We start from the raw sequence: 24,441 nt of genomic DNA, 5'->3' as shown, positions 1-24,441 counted from the left end.
GTGCAATCACGTCCAACGTCGACAGCGCCCTCCAAATCACTCCTCGAGCGCGCGTACATCGGATTGTTCTCGCAGGACGACGACGGCGACCGCGACGATCCGACTCGGACCCGAATTCTCGATGCCGCACATGATCAGTTCTGCCGCATGGGAATTCAGCGATCGTCACTGGAAGAAGTCGCACGTCGCGCCGGCGTCACCCGCATCACGATCTACCGGAAGTTCGACACAAAGGACACACTCGTCGAGCAAGTCGTCATCCGCGAGTTCCGCAGGTACTTCGCCCGGTTCCTCGACGACATCGCCGGCGCCGACACAGTCGCGGATCGCGTGGTGGCCGGCTTCGTCAGCTCGCTGCGCGCCATCTCCGACAATCCGCTCATCGGCGGCCTGCTCGAGACCGAACCGACTCTGCTGATCGGTTCGATCATCGGCATCGGCGACAACGGGAGCCTCCTCGCCACGGTCCGCGGGTTCGTCGCCGGGCAGCTCCGTAGCGAACAGCAGGCAGGCACGGTGTCAGCCGACCTCGACACCGAACTGGCGGCCGAGATGATGGTTCGCGTCTCTGCTTCGTTTCTGACCGTCCCGAGCCGGATCATCGACCTCGACGACGATGTCCAACTCGCCGACGTCGCACGGCAGTTCCTGGTTCCCATGTTGGACGCACCAGCCACCGACGACACGATCTCGTCGACCTGATCGGAGTCCGATGTCCATGCGGCCGACGTCCAAGAACTCACCGCCGTGGTACTGCTCGAGCGTTCGAGTCGAGATGCAAGCGGCGACTCACCCGTCACCAGCCGCGGTCATCTCCGACACCACACCAACGCGATCGTGCAGTTCCTCCCGAATCCATTCGGGTTCGACGACGCTGAACGTCGACTCCAGATAACCCATCCACAACACCCGCATCGCGTGATTCCTGTCGGCGAACCTGAGGCCCACGCGAATCCCCTTCCCGGACTCCACGCGACCGAGCACCTCGGCAAACGCCGACACCCTCTCCGCATCGCCTGCAGCACAGTCGATCACCACATCGAGCGGGTCGAACGTCGAGCGGAATGCATCACGATGCCGATCCCACACGGCCTCGAGATCCACCGACGGCTCCCGCTGCGCCGGGTCGTCGAGCACCACCACAGCTGACATCCGTGACACCCGATACATCCGCTCCACACCGTCGGAGTACGCCACCAGATACCAGGTGTCGCCGGCCACGATCAGCCCGATCGGGTCCAGCACCCGCTCAGCCGACGAGCCTTCCCGCCGCTCGTACAACAGGCGCACACGACGTCCCTCGAACACCGCTTCCTGCACCGGCGCCAACGCGTCGATCTGCTGTGGTGGACGCACAAAACCCTCCGGCCGCACCAGAATCCGCTGGCTGGCCTCCGCCACACCACCGCGATGCACCTCCGGCAACGACGCCGCCAACTTCCGCTTCGCACTCGCGGCCGCCGCAGAATCGATCCGGCCGCCACCCGACAACAGCGCGATCGCCTCCGGCAGCGTGAGGCCCGACAGATCCGTCCGATAACCACTGACCAACGCGAATCCGCCGTTGCGCCCGCGCTCCGAGTACACGGGCACACCCGACAACGACAACGCCTCGATGTCACGCAGGATCGTCCGTTCGGAGACTTCCAACTCGACCGCGAGTTCGGATGCGGTCATGCGGCCTTTCGAGCGCAGCAACATCAACACAGACAGCAGACGTTCGGCACGCATGCCGAAATCTTCTCAAGAAAACATGACAGAAGGTGTCGTGTTTACGCGATTGACTGATCATCACCAGCCCGAACAACCGAAGGAACAGCGATGACCAGCAACCAGCCCGCCGACCCCCGCCCCGCCTACGCTGCTGCCACCGAGTGGGTCACCGGCCTGCTCGCCGCGGTGTCCGACGACCAGCTCACTGCGCCGACCCCGTGCGAGGAGTTCGACGTCCGCATGCTCGCAGCACATGTGACCGCGACCGCACAGCGCGCCATCGTGTTGGCCGAAGGCGGCGACGTGCTCGCGGTGCCCCGGTTTGCCGAGACCCACGACGCCGAGTCCTTTGCCGCCCTTGTCGGCCGGGCCGTCGAGTTGTGGTCCGACGACGCCAAGCTCGGCGCGATGGTGCGGGTGCCATGGGGCGAGGTGCCCGGCGCCGGTGCGCTGTGGGGTTACGTCAGCGAGACCTTTGTGCACGGCTGGGACCTGGCGGTGGCCACTGGCCAACCCGCCGAGGCCGACGCGTCCGTCGTCGAGCCGGTGCTGGCCGTCGCCCAGCAGTTCATCCCGTCGGAGATCCGTGGCGACACCGAGGTCCCGTTCGGGACCGTCGTCGAGCCGCGGCCAGAAGCCGGGCCGACGGAGCGTCTCGCGAACTGGACCGGGCGGGATGCGACGAAATGGGTGCGGTCGGTCGCGTGAGGAGGCGTGGTCTCGATTTCGACGCACTGCCGGCGCCGGTGCGAGGGATGGCGCGGCACGCTTACGACGACGCATCTTCCTCATCGCCGCCGGCGATACCGCCCTGATTGCGAGAGGCCTCCGCGATAGCCACCGCACGGTGGGTGACATCCCCGGCAGCCTGATCGTTCTCAGTTGCCGACCGGATACGTGAACGCAGCTCACGCCAGGAAGGATGCCAACCGGCGGATGAGCTCTGCCGGTCGGTCAAGTGGTATCAGGTGCCCGCACTCGGCAATGCGATCGCCGATCACGTTGTCGGCCACTCCGGTCACCTGTTCGAACAGTGCGTCGCCGACCGGTTCGGACCCGATGACCAACGTCGGAGTCGCCAGCCTTGTCGCCGAGGTCGCGGTGGCGATCTGCGCTGCCGACGAGGGCATCGCCCGGTAGTACTCGAATCCGCAGCGCAGTGACTCGATCCCGGAATACGCATTGACGAAGTCATCCCGAATGCCGTGGTCGATGCCTTGCCCATCGAAAGTGCCAGAGCGATAGAAGAAGTCGAGATACTCGGCCTCGTGGCCCACCACCACGCGTTCGGCCAGTCCGGGCACCTGATGAAAGCCGAACCACCACGGCGCTCCCGATGACAGGAACGTTTCGGCTCCCGCCAGTTGCCCCAACAGCGACTCCATCACGACGAGGCGGCCGATCCGGTCCTGATTGTGGAGCGCGAACAGGAACGCCGGCGGGACCCCCGCGTCGATTGCGACCACGTCGACGCTCGGGACCAGCAGATGGTCGAGAAGTGCGACGATGTCTCGCGCCAGGTTCTCCGCGTCGTAGCCGTCCGCGGAGCGTTCATTGTCGCCGAGACCGCGTGAATCCGGCGCGATGACACGCCGATCGCGAGCGAGTACGGACATCGTGGTGGCCCACAGGCGCCAGGTGTGCGGGAATCCGTGGAGCAGCAGAAGCGGCCGACCTTCGCCGGCCGTGGCAACGTTGATCGAGAGCCGTGACGTCTCCACCTTCCTGACGTCTACCTCCATCGATGGTCCTTCCACTATGGTTTCCAATGGATACCCTGTCACCGTAGGAAACCTGTAGCGATCGTGGAAGTACACACTTCCCGGAAAGGTGGTTACCGCACAGTGCCTACCGCTCCACACGGCGACCTTCTGGACGCCCAGTGCCCGACGAGATGGCTGCTCGATCGTCTCGGCGGCAAATGGGTCTCGATGATCATCAAACTTCTCGGTGATTCGTCGGCAGAGATGCGCTTCTCACATCTCCAGCAGCACATGCCCGGGGTGACGCACAAGATGTTGTCGCAGACTCTCAAGCAACTCGTGGCAGACGGGTTGGTAGAGCGCCGCGTCGAGGACAGCGTGCCGCCTGCCGTCCACTATCGCCTGACACCACTGGGGGATTCGTTGTCAACACCTCTGGCGGCGCTTCGGAACTGGGCAGAATCACACATGCATGAGATCGATACGATTCACGCCAACCGGTGCGCGGCCGAGCACGCAGAATGACCTGAAACCAGTCGATTCGACGATCGCTGACAACATCGAACATGAGGACGTCGAGTTCGATCAAGGTGCCTTGTCCTGGCCGCGCAACCGATATCAGACCTCGCTGCTCTCAGTCGACCGACGGGTAGGGCCACGGTGGCGCGAATCGGGCGGCATACGATGGACGTCGATGACCGAAGACCGGATGCCCGACGTTTACGAATCGGGTACTCCGCAACCCGAGGACTCGCGGCCGGCATCCAGAGGCGCTTTCGCCTCCTTGTCCAACCCGAATTACCGGCTCTATTTCTTCGGACAGGCACTGTCTCTGGTCGGCACCTGGATGCAGGCCACCGCGCAGGCCTGGCTCGTCCTCACCCTCAGCGGGTCGGCATCGATCCTGGGCGTCATCGTTGCGCTTCAGGCGCTGCCGGTGCTACTCCTCGGGCCCTACGCGGGCGTGATCGCCGATCGCGTCGATCGCCGCCGGCTGATGATCATCCTGCAGTCCGTCATGGGCGTGCTCGCCGCGGTCCTCGCCGCGCTGACCCTCGCCGGCCGGGTGCAGATCTGGCACGTGGCAGTCCTGGCCCTGCTACTCGGGCTCAACAACGCCTTCGAGAATCCGGCTCGCCAGGCCTTCATACACCAGATCGTCGGTGCGTCCTTGATCCGCAATGCGGTCACGCTGAACTCAGTGATGGTCAATGCCGCACGCGCCGTCGGTCCCGGGGTCGCCGGCGTGCTCCTCGCCGCCGTCGGCGCGGGCTGGTGCTTCGCCATCAATGCCGGGAGTTTCGTCGCGGTCGTCGTATCCCTCATCGCGATGAACACCGCGTCGATCGAACACGAGGAACCGATCGCCCGCGCCCGCGGACAGCTGCGCGAAGGACTGCGCTACGTCGCCGGGTTGCCGACGCTGTGGATTCCCCTGGTGATGATGGCGCTGGTCGGCACCCTCGCCTACGAGTTCCAGGTGTCGTTGCCCGCGGCAGCCAAGGAGACGTTCGACGGCGGGCCGCAGGCCTTCGGGTTCATGACGTCCGCGATGGGAATCGGCGCGGTGGTCGGCGGTCTTCTGGTGGCCGCCCGCGGAACCACCGGTCTGCGGCCGCTGACGATCGCGGCGGCAGGTTTCGGGGTGACGATCGCGATCACCGCCGTGGCGCCCACCCTGCCGGTCGCGATAGCGGCCCTGTTCTTCGTCGGGTGGCTGAGCGTGACGTTCATGTCCACCGGCAATGCGACACTGCAGCTCAACGCCGATCCCCGGATGAGGGGACGGGTGATGTCGCTGTGGTCGGTGGCCTTCATGGGATCGACCCCGATCGGCGGGCCGATCATCGGGGCGATCAGCGAATCGGCAGGTGCGCGTGTGGGCCTGGCGGTCGGTGCCGCCGCGTGTTTCGTGGCCGCCGGGCTGGGCGTGCTGGTGTGGCGCCGTCGACGTGTACCAAGGGCGCGCCTGACTCCCACCGACACCCTTACCGCACCGGATACCGGAAATCACTGAGCCGAGTTCGTCAAACGGTCTAGGGTGATCGCCACACGGAAGTCGGTCGAACCTGGGGGGCTACATGTCGGGCCGTGCGTTGTTCTCATGTCGGTCGGGCGTCCGCCCACTCATCACCGCGTCAGCCGTTCTCACAGTGGGCGTGGTGCTGATCTCGATCCTCGGCACCGCCCCGGCCACTGCCGGGACGCACTACTTCCCCGATATCTCGGAGAAGTCGGTACCGAAGGCCGAATGCGGCCCGGGGTCACTCCCCGAACGTGGCCTGCAGGGTGAGGTCAGCGCTGAGGACCGCAACTCGGGTCGCAGTACACGCGGCTATCGATGCAATCTGACGCAGCTCGGCAACGTGCGCGGCGCCGGCGGCGGGATCGTCTCCGCCACCTACGATCACTGCAGCTATACCGGCAGTCTGTTCCCGGGCGACAACTTCGTGAAGCAGCCCGGCGTCCAGGTGGTCGACGCCTCGAATCCCGAGCGCCCACGGGTCGTCGGCTCGCTCACCGATCCCGCCATGCGTGGTGGCACCTGGGAAACGCTGAAGGTCAACCGGAAACGCAAACTCTTGGCGGCGACCGCTGTCCCATTGCTCTGGGGCGGCGGCCTCTTCGCCATCTACGACATCTCCGATTGCGCACACCCCAAACTGCTCAACGCCGGTGGACCGGGCATCACCACGCCGTTGCCGTTCACCTCGCACGAAGGTGGGTTCTCCCCGGACGGCCGCACCTACTGGGCCTCCGGTCTGTCGCCAGGGCACCTGTCGGCGATCGACGTCTCGAATCCGAGCAGGCCCAGGGTGATCTGGCAGGGGCTGCACAGTCTGCTCGGGCACGGTTTCGGCATCTCCCCCGACGGCAACCGCATGTACCTCTCCAACATGGCGGGGATCACCGTCCTCGACATCAGCGACGTGCAACGGCGCGCCCCCTATCCGCAGGTCCCACATCTCGCCGCGTATCTGTGGCCGGACGGCCAGCTCAATCAACATTCGATCCCGGTCACCCACCGATCCCGTCCGTACATCATCACCGCCGACGAGGGCGGTTCCGGCGGCGTGAAGATCTTCGACGTCAGCTCGGTCGACCGGCCGAGATATGCCGCACAGATCAAACTCGAGATCAATCTCCCCGACAATCTCGACCGCAATCTGCGCTCGTCGATGGGCGGCTCGCTGTTCAGCAGCAATCCGCACTACTGCGCCGTCGACCGCCCCACCGATCCAACCACCCTGGCGTGTGGATGGGAGTCGTCCGGAATCCGGGTCTTCGACATCCGCGACTTCACGAGAATCCGAGAGCTCGCCTACTTCAATCCGCCCGCCCGCAAGGGCGCCACCCTCGCCGATGCACCCAACTCGCCGCACGTCCTCGGCTCCGTCATCGGAGTCCCGGCCGTCGATTTCCTGAGTCTCGGGATGTCGATGGCCCATGGGAAGGTGAAGCTGGGCGACATCATCGGCCCACGTTCCGGCATGGTGGTCGGCGGCGACATGTCCACCGACTGGTGCCTCTCGCCACCCGAGTTCCACGACAACGAGCTCTGGACGACCTGCGCCGACGGCGGGTTCTACGCACTCGCCCTGAGTCCGAAGGTCTACACGCCGCCCGCCGACCAGCAGTCGACGATCGGATGATCACCACCATCCGCGCGGTCGCGACCGCAGGTGTCGCGGTCCTGCTCATCTCGATCGGGGTGGTGGCCGGCGTGGCATGGCAGAGCACCCGCGACGGCAACGACACCTCGCACCGCCCGAGCGTCACCGACATCGGGTTCGCCCAGGACATGTCGACCCATCACGACCAGGCGATCCTCATGGCGCAGAGCCTCTCTGCCGACACGGCACCCGAGATCCGCGGGCTGGCGGACCGGATCGTCGTGGCGCAGACCGCGGAGACGTCGACGATGCGCGGGTGGCTGACGTGGTTCGGTCTCCCGGTCACCTCGGATCATCCGATGTCGTGGATGGACCACCCGCGGAGCCATCATCACGACGCGCCCTCGGGCGATGGTCCGCCGATGCCCGGGATGGCGAGCATCGACGAGATCACCCGGCTGTCGGCCGCCCACGGCCGTGCCGCCGAAATCCTCTTCCTGCAGTTGATGATCCGCCACCACCGCGGTGGGATCGACATGGCCGCGGCAGCGCACAACGATGCCCGGGCGAGCTCTGTGACGAAGCAGCTCGCCCTGACGATGATCAGTGACGAGGGGGACGAGATCGGGCAGATGACCTTGCTGCTCCGCGCCCGGGATGCGTTGCCACTGCCCACCTGAGCAGTCGGCCGACCACGATCAATCCCGGTCGACCACCGTGCGTTCGATCCAGTCGGCGAGGTCGCGCCGCACCTCGTCACGATTGGTCTCGTTGAGGATCTCGTGCCGCGCACCGGAATACACCTTCACGGTGACGTCGGTCAGGCCACCCGCCCGATAGTGATCGGCGAGCAGAGTCGACAGGGCGAGTCCTCCGTTGACGGGATCCAGATCGCCGACCGCGATGAGGATCGGTAACGACGAGACCATGCCGCCCACGCGTTCGGGATCGGCGATCGCCCGGGCCTGCACGAACATGTCCTTCCCCGACTCGGCATCGAGACCGAAGCCACACAGGGGATCGGCGACGTAGGCGTCGACGATCGCGTCGTCGCGACTCAGCCAGTCGTACTCGGTACGGGCCGGCTCGAACGGAGCATTGAATCCCGACAGATCGATTTCGGTGTCGAGGTCTAGTGCGGGTTCGAGGCCGTCGAGCGCAGCAGTCCCACTCAAGACCACCGCGTCGACGGTGTCGCTGTGGTCGAGGAGGAACTGCTGCGCGGCGAACGAGCCCATGCTGTGGGCGATCATCGCCACCGGCAATCCGGGGTATTCGGCGTGCACGCCACCCACGACGACGCCGATGTCGGCGACCAGTCGCTGCCAGCCGTCGGGCCCGAGGTCACCGGGCTCGCGTCCCCGCAGCACCGACCCGCCGTGGCCGCGGTGATCGTAGGCGTACACCACGAACCCCTCATCGACGAGCGACTCGGCCGTCTCCGCATACCGCTGTGAGTGTTCTCCCATGCCATGCACCAGCACCACTGCCGCGCGGGCGTCGGCGGCCGGCACCCACCGCCGGGCGAGCAGCGGGCTTCCGTCGCCTGCGGTCACGGTGAAGGTTTCGGCCATGGTGCGCTCCTCTACAGGTCCCGACCCCGTCGTCGGTGGTATTCGCGAATCACGCTAGCCCAGCATCGGACGTGTTCGGGGCGGTTCACCGATCCGCTCGACCCGCCGCACCGCGGGTCGAGCCGAGAACTCTCAGGTTCGAGGAGTAGCCTCTGCGCGGGTCCCTCGGACATCTGGTGTCCGAGGCGGCCGAAGTGAAGCGGGAGGCCGGGGCATCGTTACGCAGGAACAACAGATACAACCGCCCGAGCCTCCGCCGAATCCGGACGAATCGGACAGTGCCACAGTCCAACTCGCAGCCCCTGCGGAGCCGGTGACCACGCCGGTGACCAAGAAGCCGGATCGGCACCTCTACCAGATCGATTTCGTCCGGCTGGTGACGTTCGCGGCGGTCATCCTCGACCATGTCCTCCTCGGCATCGCGACGGGCACCGATGTGGGCGCCGGGGCGCTCGGCCTCCTGTTGCGTTACACCCGGTATTCGTTCTTCGCGTTGACCGGCTTCGTCCTGACGTACCAGTACCGCGACCGTGAGCTGAAACCCCTCACCTTCTGGCGACGTCGATACAAGCTGATCGGCCTGCCGTTCGTGGTGTGGAGCCTCTTCTACTGGGTGTACGGACGCTACCGCGCGGGCGGTATGTCCGCTCTGGGCGATCTGGTCGATTCGCCCCACTCGATCGCGGTGTCACTCAAGAGCATCTGCTACGACCTCATCACCGGCAACGCGTGGTATCACCTGTACTTCCTGTCGGTGAGCATGCAGATCTACGCGGTCTTCCCCCTCATCCTGATCGTGCTCCGGAAGACCTGGGGATATCACCGGTACCTACTGCTCGCGAGCTTCGCGGCGCAGACCACATTGCTGTACTTCATGGTCCGGCCTCCGCTCGACTTCTTCACCCATGGCCCGCAGCACATGCTGTGGTCGCACCTCGTCGCGACGATCCTGCCCTATCAGTTCTTCGTGCTCGCCGGATGTGTTGCAGCGATGCACTACCCGGCGTTCCAAGGTTTCATGATCCGGTGGCGCCGGCAGTTGATCGCCGGCGCGGCCGTGGTGATCGTCCTGACGCTGCTCTATTACCTGCACGAGACGCACATGGGCGAGACCATCTTCCGGGCCACCAACGTGTTCATGGTGCACAACACATTCGCCTACATCGCGATCATCACGATCCTCTACTGCCTGGGCACGGTCTGGCAGAGCCGTCGCACCAAGGGCTCCGTACCCGACAACTTCATGCGGACCGCCGCCGACCGGTCGTTCGGCATCTACTTGGCGCACGCGCTCGCACTCAGCGAATTGATGCCCATCATCTCCGAGCATCGGAATCTACCGACCTGGCCGCTGATCCTGGTCGCCTACGTGGGCACCGTCGCGTTGACGATCTTCATCGTGGAGGTGTTGCGCCGCAGCCCGATCAGTCTGATCACGACCGGCCGCAGCACCATCGATTGGCGAACCCAGAATGCCGGCAGATCGATGGCCGTGGCGACCATTGCCATCGCTCTGGGCGTGCTCCTGCGCGTCGTGTTCGCTGCTCTCGTGGGCGATCTCATCGTCGCCACGGGTGCTCTTCTGCTCGTCTCCGCCGGTCTCGCGTTCTGGCGTCAGCGCCGCGCCGCTACTGCAGCGCTCTGAGAATCAGCTGCGTGACAGCCCTCTTGCCCGTGCGATTCGGGTGATAGAAGACCCCGCGTTCGAACCCGTCCACCCAGGGGCGCTGTGAACAGACAGCGTGGGCAGCACCCGATTTCGATGCGGTGACCAGCACAGCTCCGGTCGACCGCGCGGCGCGGGCGGTGGCCTCGGCCAGCCCGTCGAAAACACGCTTGGTCTCCGCGCGTTCGGAGTAGGTGAGCGGCAGCTCGGAACACGATGTCGAGGTCGTCCCGATCACCGGCGGGTAGTCGACCAGGACGACCTTGGCATGCGGGGCCCGCGCACGGACGGCATCGACGGTTCGGGCGATCGTCCGCTCGACCTTGCGGTAGGCGGCCGGGCCCGGCTCGGGCGCGGGGAGGCGCCCTGCGCCGCAGACTCGTCGGGCCACCCCGGCAACCGCGGGTTGCACGGCGTTGCCGCAGCTGAGTGAGGTCAATCGGCCGATGTAGTCGAGATCGTTCCCGCCGGTCGTGATGGTCACCAGGGCCGTTTTCGGGGTGACCGCGGCGACCTGCGGCTCGCTCGTCTTGCCCCGCTGCGCGCGGTCCACGATGTCGACTGTCGTGGCGCCGGAACAGGTCACGTCGATCAGTCGCATCCCACGCGCCGATGCCACCTGGTTCGGGTAGTCGTCGGCCGACCGCATACAGGGCGTTCGCGGCGCCGACGACAGTTCCGGACCGGCGGCATAGGAACTTCCCAGTGCCACATACGTCTTGGGAATGTGCCCGGAGCCGGCCGCACTCGCCTTCACCGGCGGGCTGACCGTCTCGGTGATCGCGGTGCCGGGGACGACGACGGCGGCCACAGCGGCCGCAGACGCGGCGATGGTCGCCGCGCGGGTCACGAGTTCACGCCTCATGACGGACAGTCTCACACAGGGCCGCTCACTTGGCGCACAGACCCCGCCGAGCATGCCGAAGGCTGTTGTGCGCGCTCGGCGATCAGAAGATCTGCGGCAGATCCGTCGACACCCGATCGGTGAAGGTGGCGGGTCGCTTCTCCAGGAAGGACGTGACCCCCTCGGCGACGTCAGGCATGGTGCCGCGGAAGTAGATGGCCTTCGAATCGGCCTCGTGGGCCACCCGGGGGCTCGGCGCACCGGCCATCCGCCACAGCAATTGGCGCGTCAGCGCGACCGACACCGGCGCGGTGCCGGACGTCATCTTCCTCGCCACCCCGATCGCGGTGGCGAGCACGTCCGCCTTGGGCACCACCTGCTGCACCAGCCCCCGTTCGTGTGCTTCGGCCACCGGCACCATCTGTGCGCCCATCGTCCATTGCAGCGCGGTGGGCAGTCCCACGAGTCGTGGCAGGAACCAGGTCGAGCACGCCTCCGGGACCAACCCTCGCTGGGCGAACACGAATCCGAACTTGGCATCCTCCGATGCAATACGGACGTCGGCGGCCAGCGTCATCGTCACGCCGACGCCCGCGGCCGCGCCGTTGATCGCCATCACGACGGGTTTCAACGACTCGAAGATCCGGAGGGTCAATTGTCCGCCCGAATCCGGTGGGATCTCGCCGGGAGCGGGCTCCTCGAGTTCGAACGTCGTGGCTCCTCCACCGAGGTCTGCGCCCGCGCAGAACGCCCGGCCGTTCCCGGTGATCACCACTGCCCGGATCGAGTCGTCGGCGTCGCACCTGTCCAGCGCGGCTTTGATCTCCTCCCCCATCTGGTAGGTGAAGGCGTTGAGCCGGTCGGGACGGTTGAGACGGATCACTGCGATCTCGTCGTCGAGCTCCACGGAGATGACAGCCTCCGACTCGGCAGCGGACAAGCCGGAAGAGGTCTGATCTGAAGTCACGTTCGCGATACTAACGCTGGCGGAAAACTACTCTCAGAACTGTGTCGATCTGTCGCGAGCCCGTTCGACGCATGGATAGAGGGCCTCGACCCCGCGGCCCCGCGACGAAAGGCACGACGATGAAGTACATGCTGATCATGCGAGCAACAGAAGAAGCGATCGCCGCCTCTGCAGAGGTCGATTTCACCGAGATCATCAACGCGATGGGCCGGTACAACGAGGAGATGATCAACGCCGGAGTCCTCGCGGCCGGCGAGGGTCTGAGCGACGCATCCGAAGGCTTCGTCGTGGCTTTTTCCGACGACGACGAACCGCTGGTCACCGACGGCCCGTACGGCGAGGTCCACGAACTGTTCAACGGATTCTGGATTCTGCAGGTCTCCAGCCGCGAAGAGGCGCTCGAGTGGGCGAAGAAGGCCCCGCTCGGGGCCGGTTCCAAACTGGAGGTCCGGCGCATCAACGACGAGACCGACTTCGCGGAGTTCGCCGACAACGAGTACGTCCAGAAGGAGAAGGGCTGGCGGGAACAGCTCGCTTCGGAGTGAGCGACGTCGAGATACGGCGGAGGGTCGACGCGGTCTGGCGTATCGAGGGCACCCGGATCGTCGCGACACTCGCCCGCGTCGTCGGTGATGTCGGACTTGCCGAAGACGTGGCGCAAGAAGCGGTCGCCGAGGCGCTGGAGCAGTGGCCGCAGTCGGGTGTCCCGCGGAATGCGGGCGCTTGGCTGACGGCCGTCGCGAAACGGCGCGCGATCGACGGGTGGCGGCGACAAGAACGTCTCGATCAGCGATACGAGGTCATCGCACGCGATCTCGGGACGGTCACCGAGGAGGAATGGGAACCGGTCCGCGATGACGTGCTCAAGCTGGTGTTCACCGCATGCCACCCCGTACTGGGACGAGAGGCGCAGGTGGCCTTGACGCTACGGGTCGTCGGCGGGCTCAGCACCGAGGAACTCGCTCGGTTGTTCCTGACGTCGGTGCCGACGATGCAGCAGCGGATCGTCCGTGCCAAGAAGGCACTCTCGGCGGCCCGGGTGCCCTACGAGGTCCCGGAGCCACCGAAGTGGCGAGAACGCCTCTCCGGTGTGCTCGGGGTGATCTATCTGATCTTCACGGAGGGGTATGCCGCGACTGCGGGTGACACCTGGATGCGTCGCGATCTGGCGCAGGAAGCGGTACGTCTCGGGCGTGTTCTCGCCGCCCTGGTGCCCCGCGAGCCCGAGGTCCACGGACTGCTCGCGCTGATGGAACTGCAGGCTTCCCGTTTCGCGGCTCGTGTCGCCGCCGACGGGCGACCGGTACTGCTCGCCGCCCAGGACCGGCGTCGGTGGGATCGGGGGCAGATCGCCCGCGGACTCACCGCACTCGAGCGGTCCGACGCGCTCGGGCGCGGTCGCGGACCGTATGCCCTGCAGGCGGCAATCGCCGCCTGCCACGCAGGTGCGCCGGACGTCGACGCAACCGATTGGCCCCAGATCGTCGTGCTCTACGAGGCGCTGGAGCAACTGACCCGGAACCCCGTGGTCACCCTCAACAAGATCGTCGCGATCTCCATGGCCTCGGGCGCCGGCGCGGCGCTGGAGCTACTCGACGCAGAGGTCGACGAGAGGGCACTTGCCGGATCGCACCTCCTGCCGAGTGTCCGCGGCGAACTGCTCACGCTGCTCGGCCGAACCGACGAGGCGCGGACCGAGCTCGAACGTGCCCGTGACCTCACCGCCAACGGTGCTCAACGTCGGGTACTCGAGGAGAAGATCGCGGCGTTGTGAGCGACCTTCGGCGCCGGCCCTTCGTGACGCATCGCTCGTACCTCGCGAGGCTCCTCAGGGACCGGTGATGGGCCTGACGCGCCCAGCCCCCGAGGAGCGAGCTTGCGAACGGCCCCCGACCCCTGAGGAGCGAGCTTGCGAGCGTCTCGAAGGGCACGCCGGGCCCCTTCGACGCTCGGCTGGCGCCTCGCACCTCAGGGAACAAAAACTACGCAGGGAACGAAGGCGACCGACACGAACGAGCCGCCGCGACAATGACTGTCGCGGCGGCCCGTCTGTGTTCGGTTGTGTGAGCGACTAGCTCGACTCGCCGTTGCTGTCGCCGGCCTTGGTCAGCTCGGCAGGTGCGTCGGGCACCTCGCGCGGCTTCTCGGAGCCGGAGAACACGAACTTGGCGTCCTCGCCGTCGTCTTCGCCGTCCCAGCCCTCGACGTCGACCAGGATGATCTGGCCTGCGCCGATCTCGTTGAACAGGATCTTCTCCGAGAGCTGGTCCTCGATCTCACGCTGGATGGTCCGACGCAGCGGCCGAGCACCGAGCACCGGATCGAAGCCACGCTTGGCCAACAGCGCCTTTGCCTGGTCGGTCAGCTCGATCGCCATGTCCTTGGCCTTCAACTGTGTCTCCACACGGTTGATCATCAGATCGACCATCTGGATGATCTCGTCGCGCGTCAACTGGTGGAAGACGATGACGTCGTCGATGCGGTTGAGGAACTCGGGGCGGAAGTGTTTCTTCAGCTCGTCATTGACCTTCTGCTTCATCCGCTCGTACTGCGAGCCGTCGCTGTTGCCCTGCGTGAAGCCGAGGCCGACCGCCTTGGAGATGTCGCTGGTACCGAGGTTCGAGGTGAAGATCAGCACGGTGTTCTTGAAGTCGACCGTGCGTCCCTGACCGTCGGTCAGACGACCGTCCTCCAACACCTGAAGCAGCGTGTTGTAGATCTCCGAGTGCGCCTTCTCGATCTCGTCGAACAACACCACCGAGAACGGCTTGCGGCGCACCTTCTCGGTGAGCTGGCCGCCCTCTTCGTATCCGACGTAGCCGGGAGGGGCACCGAACAGGCGCGACGCGGTGAACCGGTCGTGGAACTCGCCCATGTCGATCTGGATGAGAGCATCGTCCTCGCCGAACAGGAAGTTCGCCAGCGCCTTGGACAGCTCGGTCTTACCGACACCGGACGGGCCGGCGAAGATGAAGGAGCCGGACGGACGCTTCGGATCCTTCAGACCGGCGCGGGTACGGCGGATCGCCTTGGAGACGGCCTTGACGGCGTCCTCCTGGCCGATGATCCGCTTGTGCAGCTCGTCCTCCATGCGGAGCAGACGGGTGGTCTCCTCCTCGGTGAGCTTGAACACCGGGATACCGGTCCAGTTGCCGAGGACCTCCGCGATCTGCTCGTCGTCGACCTCGGCCACGACGTCCATGTCGCCGCTGCGCCATTGCTTCTCACGCTCGGCTCGCTCGCCGACCAGCTGCTTCTCCTTGTCGCGGAGATTGGCGGCCTTCTCGAAGTCCTGCGCGTCGATCGCGGATTCCTTCTCCTTGCGGGCGTCGGCGATGCGCTCGTCGAACTCGCGGAGATCTGGCGGCGCGGTCATCCGGCGGATACGCATGCGCGCGCCCGCCTCGTCGATGAGGTCGATCGCCTTGTCCGGCAGGAACCGGTCGTTGATGTAGCGGTCGGCCAGCGTCGCCGCCGCGACGAGCGCACCGTCGGTGATGGACACCCGGTGGTGGCTCTCGTAACGGTCGCGCAGACCCTTCAGGATCTCGATCGTGTGCTCGACCGACGGTTCGCCGACCTGCACCGGCTGGAAACGGCGCTCGAGGGCGGCGTCCTTCTCGATGTACTTGCGGTACTCGTCGAGGGTGGTGGCACCGATGGTCTGGAGCTCACCGCGGGCCAGCTTCGGCTTCAGGATCGACGCGGCGTCGATCGCGCCCTCGGCGGCACCCGCACCGACCAGCGTGTGCAGCTCGTCGATGAACAGGATGATGTCGCCGCGGGTGTTGATCTCCTTGAGCACCTTCTTCAGGCGCTCCTCGAAGTCGCCGCGGTAGCGGCTGCCGGCCACCAACGACCCGAGGTCGAGGGTGTAGAGCTGCTTGTCCTTGAGCGTCTCCGGCACCTGGCCGTTGACGATGGCCTGCGCGAGCCCCTCGACGACGGCGGTCTTGCCGACGCCGGGCTCACCGATGAGCACCGGGTTGTTCTTGGTGCGGCGGGACAGCACCTGCATGACCCGCTCGATCTCTTTCTCACGCCCGATGACCGGGTCGAGTTTGGCCTCGGCGGCCGCGGCGGTCAGGTTTCTACCGAACTGATCGAGGACCAGCGACGTCGACGGTGTGCCCGCCTCGCTGCTGCGTCCGCCGGTGCCGGCCTCCTGCGGCTCCTTGCCTTGGTAGCCCGAGAGCAGCTGGATGACCTGCTGGCGGACCCGGTTGAGGTCTGCACCCAGCTTGACCAGCACCTGGGCGGCCACACCCTCGCCCTCGCGGATGAGGCCGAGGAGAATGTGCTCGGTGCCGATGTAGTTGTGGCCGAGCTGCAGCGCCTCGCGCAGCGAGAGCTCCAGGACCTTCTTGGCACGCGGCGTGAACGGGATGTGCCCCGAGGGTGCCTGCTGCCCCTGGCCGATGATCTCCTCGACCTGGCTGCGAACACCTTCGAGAGAGATCCCGAGAGATTCGAGTGCCTTGGCGGCGACACCTTCACCCTCGTGGATGAGACCCAGGAGGATGTGCTCGGTGCCGATGTAGTTGTGGTTGAGCATCCGCGCTTCTTCTTGCGCCAGGACGACGACACGACGTGCGCGGTCGGTGAACCGTTCGAACATTGTTCTCCCTCGTTAGCTAGCGCCCCGGCCGTCGGTGACAACCACAGCGTCGACAACTGCAGCGGTGTCCGTATACATGACGACCAGCCTGCCTCCACTCTAGTGGTCGCTTGGAGTGCAGCTACCGTTAACGTCGGTCGTCAACGATATCCGTGATGGTCATGCCGGGGGTCTGCGCACTACAACCGTGCACGTAGGCGCTCTGTTCCATCGACGCTACGCCGAGAGCGAACGGCTCGTTTCCGGCGCACCGCGATGACGTTTCCGGACGGATCAGCGAACGACGCGATTTCCGGGCCGTTGCCGCCACCTCGCGCGATGCCGCGCGCGGCCTGCTCGAAGGCGCCGAGCTGCAGCAACTCCGCCCGTTTGCCGATCAGGCATGAATCTTCAGGCCGCCATCCAGAGCCAGACCAAGGCTGCCAGGTTGGCGGCCGCCGTGACGGCCGGGCCGATGGTCTTGAATCGGTCGTGGATCACGCCGCCGATCACGGCGTCCACAGCCTGGACGGTCACCATCGCGACGGCGACCGCCACCAAGAACGGCGTTGAGCCGGCAAAGAGCGCAGCCAACGCCACGGCAGCCAGCGCCAAGCTCCGCGCGCACGCATACATCGAGGGTGCGCGCTCAGCCGCCTCGGACGAAGTCAGACCGGCGACCGAGTAGCCGAGGCTGACGGCGGCACTGATCGCAGTAACTGCGGCACAGATCCAGAACGCGAGCGACATGGCCAAAGGGTAGCGACGGGCGGACGGCAGAGTCATCGTCCACCAACGGGCGGACGGCGAGGTCATCGTCGCCCACAGCATCCGGCGAAAATTCGGACATCGCCGGGTAGCCTCCGTCACATGAGTGATGACGCTCGGCCTCACCACGACAGCACCGGCGACATCATCGACCCCTCCCCGAGCGATCCGCCACATCCCGAGGCAGGCCGCAGCTCGGTCAATCTCGCGGTCTTCATCACGAGTGCGACGATCGTGCTCGCGTTCGCGATCTGGGCCCTGGTCTCACCGGACACGGCCGCGAGTGTGATCAACGACGTCCGCGAGTTCATCTCCCGATGGTTCGGCTGGTGGTATTTCATCCTCGCGACGGCGATCCTCGGGGTCGTCGTCTTCCTGGGGGCAAGCAAATACGGCCGGTATCGCCTCGGCCCCGAGGAATCCCGACCCGAGTACAGCCTGTTCACCTGGACCGCCATGCTCTTCGCGGCCGGGATCGGCATCGACCTCATGTTCTTCTCGGTCGCCGAACCGGTCACCCACTTCCTCAATCCCCCCACCGGACCGGGCGAGACCAATGCCGCCGCCCGCGAGGCGGTCACCTGGACGGTGTTCCACTACGGCGTCACCGGATGGGCGATGTACGCACTGATGGGCGGCGCCCTGGCCTACTTCGCGTTCCGCCACAACCTGCCGCTGACCATCCGTGCCGCGCTGTACCCGATCTTCGGGAAACGGGTCGAGGGGCGCTGGGGCGACGCCATCGACGTCGCCGCGGTCCTCGGGACCATCTTCGGGATCGCGACGTCACTGGGTATCGGTGTGGTGCAACTCAACTACGGTCTCAACGAGATCTTCGGGATATCGCAGGGCAAGGCCGCCCAGATCGGTCTGATCGTGCTGTCGGTGGTCATCGCGACCGCCTCGGCCACCTCGGGTGTCGACAAGGGCATCCGCCGACTCTCCGAGCTGAATGTCATCCTCGCGATCGTCCTGCTCGTCTACATCCTCGTGGCGGGCAAGACCGACTTCCTGCTCAACGGCCTCACACAGAACGCCGGGGACTACGTGTCCACCTTCGCCGACCGCACGCTCGACACGTTCGCCTGGGATCAGGTCAATCCGACGCCGGGCAACGACGCCCGCGGGTTCGTCGACGGCTGGACGCTGTTCTTCTGGGCGTGGTGGGTGGCGTGGGCGCCGTTCGTCGGCCTGTTCCTGGCGCGAATCTCCCGCGGACGCACCATGCGCCAGTTCGTGTTCGGCGTCCTCGTCGTGCCGTTCAGCTTCATCCTGTTGTGGATCTCCATCTTCGGGAACAGCGCGCTCGAGGTCGCGCGCGGCGACCAGGGCTTCGCCGAGACCACTGCCTCCACCCCCGAAGCCGGGTTCTACTCGCTGCTCGAGCAGTATCCCGGGTCCACGCTGCTCATCGGGATCGCCACGATCACCGGTCTGCTGTTCTACGTCACCAGCGCCGACTCCGGTTCACTCGTGATGGGCAATTTCACCTCGCGGCTGCCGGATCCGATGGCCGACTGCGCGCGATCCGTGCGCATCTTCTGGTCCGTGGCCATCGGACTGCTCACGCTGTCGATGCTGTTCGCCGGCGGCGGTGACGGATCGATCCTCACGTTGCAGGCCGCGACGGTGATCATGGGACTGCCGTTCTCGTTCGTGCTCGGCCTCATCTGCATCTCGCTGCTGAGAGCGGTCCGGAACGAGTCGTACAAGCTGGACAGTTTCCGGACGACACTGCCCAAGGTGATCGCCGCGGGCCGCGGCTCGTCGGAACACGGGAGTTGGCGGCAACGCCTCGTGGGCACCCTGCGCTATCCGGGGCCGTCGACGACGCGCAAGTTCATCACCAAATCCGTCGTCCCCGCGATGCGTGAGGTCGCCGACGAGTTCACGAAGGGCGGCATCGCAGCCCGGGTCGACGAATCGGCGAGCAACGAGGGTCTGCCGTCACCCCGGCTGATCGTCGAACTCGCGCAGGAGCCGCGGTTCGAATACTGCGTGTGGCCGGTGTCGGCGCCGACCCCGACTTACGCCGTGCTGTCGCAGCGGTCCGACGATCGCTACTTCCGGTGCGAGGTGTACCTGACCGAAGGGTCACAAGGCTATTCACTCAATGCCTACAATCGCGAACAGGTCATCGGCGACATCCTGGACCAGTACGAGCGTCACCTCGGCTACCTTCATCTGCGACGATCGGCCACCGACAGCCACGCCATCCCTGTGGTCGACAGACCCGATGCCGAACCCCAAGGAATCCCGGAACCATGAGCGACACGCTTTTCATCGACGGCCGGTGGCGCCCCGCGGCCTCCGGTCAGACACGTGAGATCCGCTGTCCTGCAGACGGTTCACTCGTCGGCGTGGTCGCGGAGGCGGGGTCCGTCGACACCGAGTCCGCCATCGCCGCGGCACGACACGCCTTCGACGACGGTCCCTGGCGGCAGACCGGTGCGGCCGAGCGAGGTGATCTCCTGCTGCGTGTCGCGGCCGAGATCGACACACGCCGCGACGAGTTCGTGCGCGCCGAGACGCTCGACACCGGCAAGCGACCGTACGAGTCGGACCTCGACATGACCGACATCGCCAACTGCTTCCGTTATTTCGGCAAGCTCGCCGCCGAGGATGCCGGTCGGGTGGTCGACGCCGGCTCCGCGGACGTGGACTCCCGGATCGTCTACGAGCCGGTCGGCGTCTGCGGCCTGATCACACCGTGGAATTATCCGCTTCTGCAGGCGGCGTGGAAGATCGCACCTGCCCTCGCCGCGGGCAACACCTTCGTACTCAAGCCCGCCGAACTCACCCCGCACACCTCGATCCTCATCATGCGGGTGCTCGAACACCTGGGGGTGCCTCCTGGCGTGGCGAACCTTGTCCTGGGCGCCGGAGCCGATGCCGGGGCGCCGCTGTCGGCCCACCCCGATGTCGATCTCGTCTCTTTCACCGGCGGTCTCGTCACCGGCAAGGTGATCGCACGGCAGGCGGCCGCGACGGTGAAGAAGGTGGCGCTCGAGCTCGGCGGCAAGAACCCGAACGTCGTGTTCGCCGACGCCTGCGACACCGACGACCGGCTCGGCGCCGCGGTCGACAACGCACTCAACGCCGCATTCCTGCACTCGGGTCAAGTGTGTTCGGCGGGAGCACGTCTCGTCATCGAGGATTCCGCGCACAACCGATTCGTCGACGAACTCGTCCGTCGGGCAGAGCAGATCCGGCTCGGCCTCCCGTTCGCCGACGGCACCGAGACCGGCCCGCTGATCTCGTCGGCGCACCGCGACAAGGTGCACGCGTATGTCGAGCAGGCCCGCGCCGACGGCGCGGTGATCCGAACCGGCGGGGCATTCGGCACCGGCGACCACGGCTCCGGAAGTCTCGACGACGGCTGGTTCTACCTGCCCACGATCATCGACGGAGCAACCAGGGAGATGGCGTGCGTACACGATGAGGCCTTCGGGCCGACGGTGACCGTCGAGACCTTCACCGACGAGGACGAAGCCGTCGCCATCGCCAATGACACCGAATACGGACTGGCGGGCGCGGTCTGGTCCGCCGATTCCGCACGTGCCCGTCGCATCGCGGCTCGATTGCGGCACGGCACCGTGTGGGTCAACGAGTTCGGACCGTATCTGCCGCAGGCAGAATGGGGCGGATTCGGACACTCGGGCGTCGGCCGCGAGCTCGGACCATCGGGCCTCGCCGAGTATCGAGAGGCCAAACACGTCTACGAGAATCTCCGGCCGGGCGTGACCGGCTGGTTCGCCGACCGAGGGAGAAACCGATGACCGACACCTTCGACCACGTCGTCGTCGGGGGTGGCTCGGCAGGCGCAGCCGTCGCATCACGGCTGTCCGAGAATCCCGCCGTCACCGTCTGTCTCATCGAGGCCGGGCCGTCGGATATCGGTGACGACGCCATCCTGCGGTTGGACCGGTGGATGGAACTACTCGAGTCCGGATACGACTGGGACTATCCGATCGAGCCGCAGGAGAACGGTAACGACTTCATGCGCCATGCCCGGGCGAAGGTGCTCGGCGGATGCAGTTCCCACAACAGCTGTATCGCGTTCTGGGCACCGCGCGAGGACCTCGACTCCTGGGAGCGCGACTTCGGTTGCACCGGTTGGGGGTCCGAATCGGTGTATCGACTCTATCCCCAGATCGAGACCAACGACGCGCCTGGCGATCACCACGGTCGTAGGGGTCCGGTGCACATCATGACCGTGCCGCCGAACGACCCGTGTGGCGTGGCGGTACTCGACGCCTGCGAGGCCGTCGGCATCCCGCGCGTCGAGTTCAACAGCGGCACCACGGTGATCAACGGCGCCAGCTTTTTCCAGATCAACCGACGTCCGGACGGCGTACGAGCATCCTCGTCGGTCAGCTACCTCCACCCGAATCTGGACCGCCCGAACCTCACGGTCCGCACCGGCTCATGGGCCAAGCGGATCGTCGTCGAGCAATCCGGCGGCGGTCTGCGTGCGAGCGGTGTCGACATCACCGACAACGCCTTCGGTCGCACCACCACGGTGCACGCCACACGCGAGGTGATCGTATCGGCGGGCGCCATCGACACGCCGAAACTGCTGATGCTGTCGGGAATCGGGCCGACCGTCCACCTGCGCGAGCACGGGATCGATGTGCTGGTCGACTCGCCGGGGGTCGGCGCGAATCTGCAGGACCACCCGGAGGGTGTGATCGGCTTCGAGACGACACGGCCGATGCCGACCGAGTCCACCCAGTGGTGGGAAGCGGGCATCTTCACCTCCACCGTCGACGGCCTCGACCGCCCCGACCTGATGATGCATTACGGCAGTGTGCCGTTCGACATGCACACACTGCGCCAGGGATATCCCACCAGCGAGAACACCTTCTGCCTCACGCCGAATGTCACACACGCGCGGTCGCGCGGCACCGTGCGTCTGCGCTCCCTCGACTTCCGCGACAAACCGCGGGTGGATCCTCGTTATTTCACCGACCCCGACGGCCATGACATGCGGGTGATGATCGCCGGCATCCGTAAGGCGCGCGAGATAGCGGCGGCCGCGCCGCTGTCGGATTGGATTGCACGCGAACTGTATCCGGGCGCGGATGCCACGACGGACACCGAGCTGGCCGACTACATCAGCCGGACGCACAACACCGTCTACCATCCGGTCGGGACAGTCCGGATGGGGCCCGCCGACGACCCGACGTCACCACTGGACCCGGACCTGCGCGTGAAAGGCGTGTCGGGACTGCGGGTTGCCGATGCCTCGGTGTTCCCCGCACACACGACGGTCAACCCGAACATCACCGTGATGCTGGTCGGCGAGCGGTGCGCGGAGCTGGTCGCTGCCGCGGCGACCGAAGGTGACCGCTGAGGCCGAACGCGCCGCCCTGCCCCTCCCATGCCCCGACGCCCGGCTAACGTCCGGCGAGCTCGGCGACGACCGGAGAAAACCTGTCGGCCACGTCGGCGCCGAAGATGAAGTACGAGAAGCCGATCTCCTCCCGTCGCCGCTGGATCTCCTCGACGGCCGCCGCCGGATCATCCGGGAGCACGGTCATCGCGTCCGCGGCGCGAAGCACAGCCGGGTCGGTGTCGGGCGACGCCATGTGCGGTGCGACGTGGTCACCGACAACCGGCACGGCGAGCGCGAGCTCTATCTTCCCAGCGGCGCGGAAGTCACGCGCCAACCGCTCGACGTCGCCTCGAGGCTGATCGCCCAGTGCGAACGTGACCGTGTCCGCAACCTCGGCCGCCAACGCCCGCGCCTTAGAACCGGATACGGCCATCGCCACAGGCGTGTGGTGGTCGGGACCGTCGAGTTCCCGCAGCGCCCTGACGGTTTCACGTACCCCGGCCAGCCGCCCGCTCGGCGGCGGCACCGGAGGCATTCTCTTGTCGCGGAGCTCATCCTCGATTCCCGGCCTGCCGGTGCCGATGCCCATCTCGAAGCGGCCCTCGGTCACCAGCGACAACGAGTGCGCCTCCCACGCGGTCAGCCAGGCCGGGCGTAGCGGCGAGGCGTAGACCCACGTGCCCACGCGCAGGTCGGTCAGGGCCGCGACCGTGGCCAGCATCGGACCGGGAGCCGGTTGCATCTGCGGGAAGTCGGGTACCAGCAGCGTCGAGTAGCCGCTGTCGGCGACGCGGCGCACGCGATCGCGCCACGTCGGCAGGTCGGTTCTGAGCGGGGCAACCACCCCGAATCGAAACGGCTTCGTCATGTCCGGGCCCCTGTCAGTCGGTCGGTCCAGAGGTATCGACGACGGGTCCACGCGGATTTCATCGGTACGGCCGAAATCGCAGGCCACCGCGTCTCGGATTCACCGCTGCTCTGACCGTCCCCCGAACGAATCGACGATTCGGTCGAGGACGACGAGCACCTCTCCTGTGGCGGCGTCCCGGTCCGCTGCACTCGCGACATACAGCGCCGACTCGTCGAGGGCCCCGATGGCGACATGCGCGAGGGGTCGCGTGGGTTGGTCGTCGATCTGCCCCGCGGCGATCGCCGCCTGCAGAATGCCCTCGATCAGCGCGAACCCGAACTCTTCGCCACGCGCCCGCCACTCGCTCCAGCCGAGCACCGACGGGGCATCCACCAACGAGATCATGTGGATCGCCGGGTCCGTCACCCGCTCGAGGAACACGCGGACACCGGCCTTCAGCGCAGCGAGCGGATCAGTGATCGCAAGGTCGCCGACACGCACGGCGACCTCGGCGGTGATGTCCTGTTCGACGTCGTCGTACACCGCCGCGAACAAGCCCTGCTTGTCCTTGAACTGGTGGTACAGCGCACCGCGGGTGACACCGGCCTTGTCGACGATCGCCTGCGTGCCGACATCGGCATATCCGAGCTCACCGAACAGCGCGCGGCCGGCCGAGACCAGCGCGGATCGGGTGGCGGCGGTGCGCTCGGCCTGTGTTCGACGATTGACTTTCATACAGGTTGCACGTAACTTTCATACAGAGTGTTCGTAAGTTCACGACAAGCCTAGTCGAGAGGGTGAGAGCTC

Annotated in this window: 21 protein-coding genes; 12 read left to right on the top strand and 9 right to left on the bottom strand. The window is 66.3% G+C overall.

The annotated features are described in order from the left end of the window. Complete coding sequence (locus tag ACLQ3I_RS16545) at positions 1-702, top strand: TetR/AcrR family transcriptional regulator (RefSeq protein ID WP_425803298.1); 702 nt, start codon at positions 1-3, stop codon at positions 700-702. Between the two features lie 87 nt (positions 703-789). On the opposite strand, the gene ACLQ3I_RS16540 is transcribed toward ACLQ3I_RS16545, so the two are convergent. Then, the gene (locus tag ACLQ3I_RS16540) at positions 790-1,731 is read right to left on the bottom strand and encodes a helix-turn-helix transcriptional regulator (protein WP_425803296.1); all 942 of its coding nucleotides are present in this window, start codon (positions 1,729-1,731) and stop codon (positions 790-792) included. Between the two features lie 90 nt (positions 1,732-1,821). Here ACLQ3I_RS16540 and ACLQ3I_RS16535 point away from each other — a divergent pair, with 90 nt between their 5' ends. Continuing rightward, positions 1,822-2,421 carry a TIGR03086 family metal-binding protein gene (locus ACLQ3I_RS16535; RefSeq protein ID WP_425803294.1) on the top strand — a complete coding sequence of 200 codons (600 nt, stop codon included), beginning with the start codon at positions 1,822-1,824 and terminating at the stop codon, positions 2,419-2,421. Between the two features lie 200 nt (positions 2,422-2,621). Here ACLQ3I_RS16535 and ACLQ3I_RS16530 read toward each other — a convergent pair whose 3' ends face one another. Then, the gene (locus ACLQ3I_RS16530; RefSeq protein WP_425803291.1) at positions 2,622-3,455 is read right to left on the bottom strand and encodes an alpha/beta fold hydrolase; all 834 of its coding nucleotides are present in this window, start codon (positions 3,453-3,455) and stop codon (positions 2,622-2,624) included. Between the two features lie 63 nt (positions 3,456-3,518). On the opposite strand from ACLQ3I_RS16530, the gene ACLQ3I_RS16525 reads away from it, so the two are divergent. The 4 genes from ACLQ3I_RS16525 (at position 3,519) to ACLQ3I_RS16510 (ending at position 7,710) form a co-directional block, all read left to right on the top strand. Next, complete coding sequence (locus ACLQ3I_RS16525; protein WP_425803288.1) at positions 3,519-3,941, top strand: winged helix-turn-helix transcriptional regulator; 423 nt, start codon at positions 3,519-3,521, stop codon at positions 3,939-3,941. A gap of 169 nt (positions 3,942-4,110) precedes the next feature. Continuing rightward, positions 4,111-5,433 carry an MFS transporter gene (locus ACLQ3I_RS16520; RefSeq protein WP_425803286.1) on the top strand — a complete coding sequence of 441 codons (1,323 nt, stop codon included), beginning with the start codon at positions 4,111-4,113 and terminating at the stop codon, positions 5,431-5,433. A 157-nt stretch (positions 5,434-5,590) separates the two neighbouring features. Further along, positions 5,591-7,069, top strand: coding sequence for an LVIVD repeat-containing protein (locus ACLQ3I_RS16515; RefSeq protein WP_425803577.1), 1,479 nt, complete (start codon positions 5,591-5,593; stop codon positions 7,067-7,069). Further along, positions 7,066-7,710 carry a DUF305 domain-containing protein gene (locus ACLQ3I_RS16510; RefSeq protein WP_425789865.1) on the top strand — a complete coding sequence of 215 codons (645 nt, stop codon included), beginning with the start codon at positions 7,066-7,068 and terminating at the stop codon, positions 7,708-7,710. The genes ACLQ3I_RS16515 and ACLQ3I_RS16510 overlap by 4 nt, the downstream gene beginning before the upstream one ends. Before the next feature lie 18 nt (positions 7,711-7,728). On the opposite strand, the gene ACLQ3I_RS16505 is transcribed toward ACLQ3I_RS16510, so the two are convergent. Beyond that, positions 7,729-8,604 (bottom strand): lysophospholipase, encoded by an 876-nt coding sequence (locus tag ACLQ3I_RS16505; RefSeq protein ID WP_425803283.1) that lies wholly within the window; start codon positions 8,602-8,604, stop codon positions 7,729-7,731. Between the two features lie 313 nt (positions 8,605-8,917). Between ACLQ3I_RS16505 and ACLQ3I_RS16500 the strand changes: the two genes are divergently transcribed. Further along, positions 8,918-10,249 (top strand): acyltransferase, encoded by a 1,332-nt coding sequence (locus ACLQ3I_RS16500; RefSeq protein WP_425789868.1) that lies wholly within the window; start codon positions 8,918-8,920, stop codon positions 10,247-10,249. Here ACLQ3I_RS16500 and ACLQ3I_RS16495 read toward each other — a convergent pair. Continuing rightward, positions 10,233-11,135 carry an SGNH/GDSL hydrolase family protein gene (locus tag ACLQ3I_RS16495; RefSeq protein WP_425803281.1) on the bottom strand — a complete coding sequence of 301 codons (903 nt, stop codon included), beginning with the start codon at positions 11,133-11,135 and terminating at the stop codon, positions 10,233-10,235. The genes ACLQ3I_RS16500 and ACLQ3I_RS16495 overlap by 17 nt on opposite strands. 82 nt (positions 11,136-11,217) lie before the next feature. After that, a complete protein-coding gene (locus ACLQ3I_RS16490; RefSeq protein WP_425789872.1) occupies positions 11,218-12,081 on the bottom strand; it encodes an enoyl-CoA hydratase-related protein in 864 nt (287 codons plus the stop codon). Positions 12,082-12,200: 119 nt separating this feature from the next. On the opposite strand from ACLQ3I_RS16490, the gene ACLQ3I_RS16485 reads away from it, so the two are divergent. Beyond that, positions 12,201-12,626, top strand: a complete 426-nt coding sequence (locus ACLQ3I_RS16485; RefSeq protein WP_425803278.1) for a YciI family protein — start codon at positions 12,201-12,203, stop codon at positions 12,624-12,626. Continuing rightward, on the top strand, positions 12,623-13,855 hold the full coding sequence (locus ACLQ3I_RS16480; RefSeq protein WP_425803276.1) for an RNA polymerase sigma factor: 1,233 nt from the start codon (positions 12,623-12,625) through the stop codon (positions 13,853-13,855). Before ACLQ3I_RS16485 ends, ACLQ3I_RS16480 begins: the two co-directional genes overlap by 4 nt. A 297-nt stretch (positions 13,856-14,152) precedes the next feature. On the opposite strand, the gene ACLQ3I_RS16475 is transcribed toward ACLQ3I_RS16480, so the two are convergent. Both ACLQ3I_RS16475 and ACLQ3I_RS16470 read right to left on the bottom strand, forming a co-directional pair. Next, entirely contained in the window at positions 14,153-16,699 is a 2,547-nt protein-coding gene (locus ACLQ3I_RS16475) for an ATP-dependent Clp protease ATP-binding subunit (RefSeq protein WP_425789878.1), read from the bottom strand. 390 nt (positions 16,700-17,089) lie between these two features. Further along, positions 17,090-17,428, bottom strand: coding sequence for a hypothetical protein (locus ACLQ3I_RS16470; RefSeq protein ID WP_425789880.1), 339 nt, complete (start codon positions 17,426-17,428; stop codon positions 17,090-17,092). A gap of 120 nt (positions 17,429-17,548) precedes the next feature. Between ACLQ3I_RS16470 and betT the strand changes: the two genes are divergently transcribed. From betT to ACLQ3I_RS16455, 3 genes are read left to right on the top strand one after another with little or no spacing between them, the layout of a single operon-like run. Then, positions 17,549-19,714: a choline BCCT transporter BetT gene (gene betT / locus ACLQ3I_RS16465; RefSeq protein ID WP_425789882.1), complete on the top strand. Its 2,166-nt coding sequence runs from the start codon at positions 17,549-17,551 to the stop codon at positions 19,712-19,714. Continuing rightward, entirely contained in the window at positions 19,711-21,225 is a 1,515-nt protein-coding gene (locus ACLQ3I_RS16460; RefSeq protein ID WP_425789883.1) for an aldehyde dehydrogenase family protein, read from the top strand. The genes betT and ACLQ3I_RS16460 overlap by 4 nt, the downstream gene beginning before the upstream one ends. Then, positions 21,222-22,802, top strand: coding sequence for a GMC family oxidoreductase (locus tag ACLQ3I_RS16455; RefSeq protein ID WP_425803274.1), 1,581 nt, complete (start codon positions 21,222-21,224; stop codon positions 22,800-22,802). Before ACLQ3I_RS16460 ends, ACLQ3I_RS16455 begins: the two co-directional genes overlap by 4 nt. Before the next feature lie 43 nt (positions 22,803-22,845). Here ACLQ3I_RS16455 and ACLQ3I_RS16450 read toward each other — a convergent pair whose 3' ends face one another. After that, positions 22,846-23,652 carry an LLM class flavin-dependent oxidoreductase gene (locus ACLQ3I_RS16450; RefSeq protein ID WP_425803272.1) on the bottom strand — a complete coding sequence of 269 codons (807 nt, stop codon included), beginning with the start codon at positions 23,650-23,652 and terminating at the stop codon, positions 22,846-22,848. Positions 23,653-23,751: 99 nt separating this feature from the next. Further along, the gene (locus tag ACLQ3I_RS16445) at positions 23,752-24,369 is read right to left on the bottom strand and encodes a TetR/AcrR family transcriptional regulator (protein ID WP_425789891.1); all 618 of its coding nucleotides are present in this window, start codon (positions 24,367-24,369) and stop codon (positions 23,752-23,754) included. Positions 24,370-24,441: the final 72 nt, after the last annotated feature.

The organism is Gordonia sp. DT101, assembly GCF_049844895.1.
Lineage (GTDB): Bacteria > Actinomycetota > Actinomycetes > Mycobacteriales > Mycobacteriaceae > Gordonia.
This window is presented reverse-complemented; position numbering and strand designations above follow the sequence as displayed.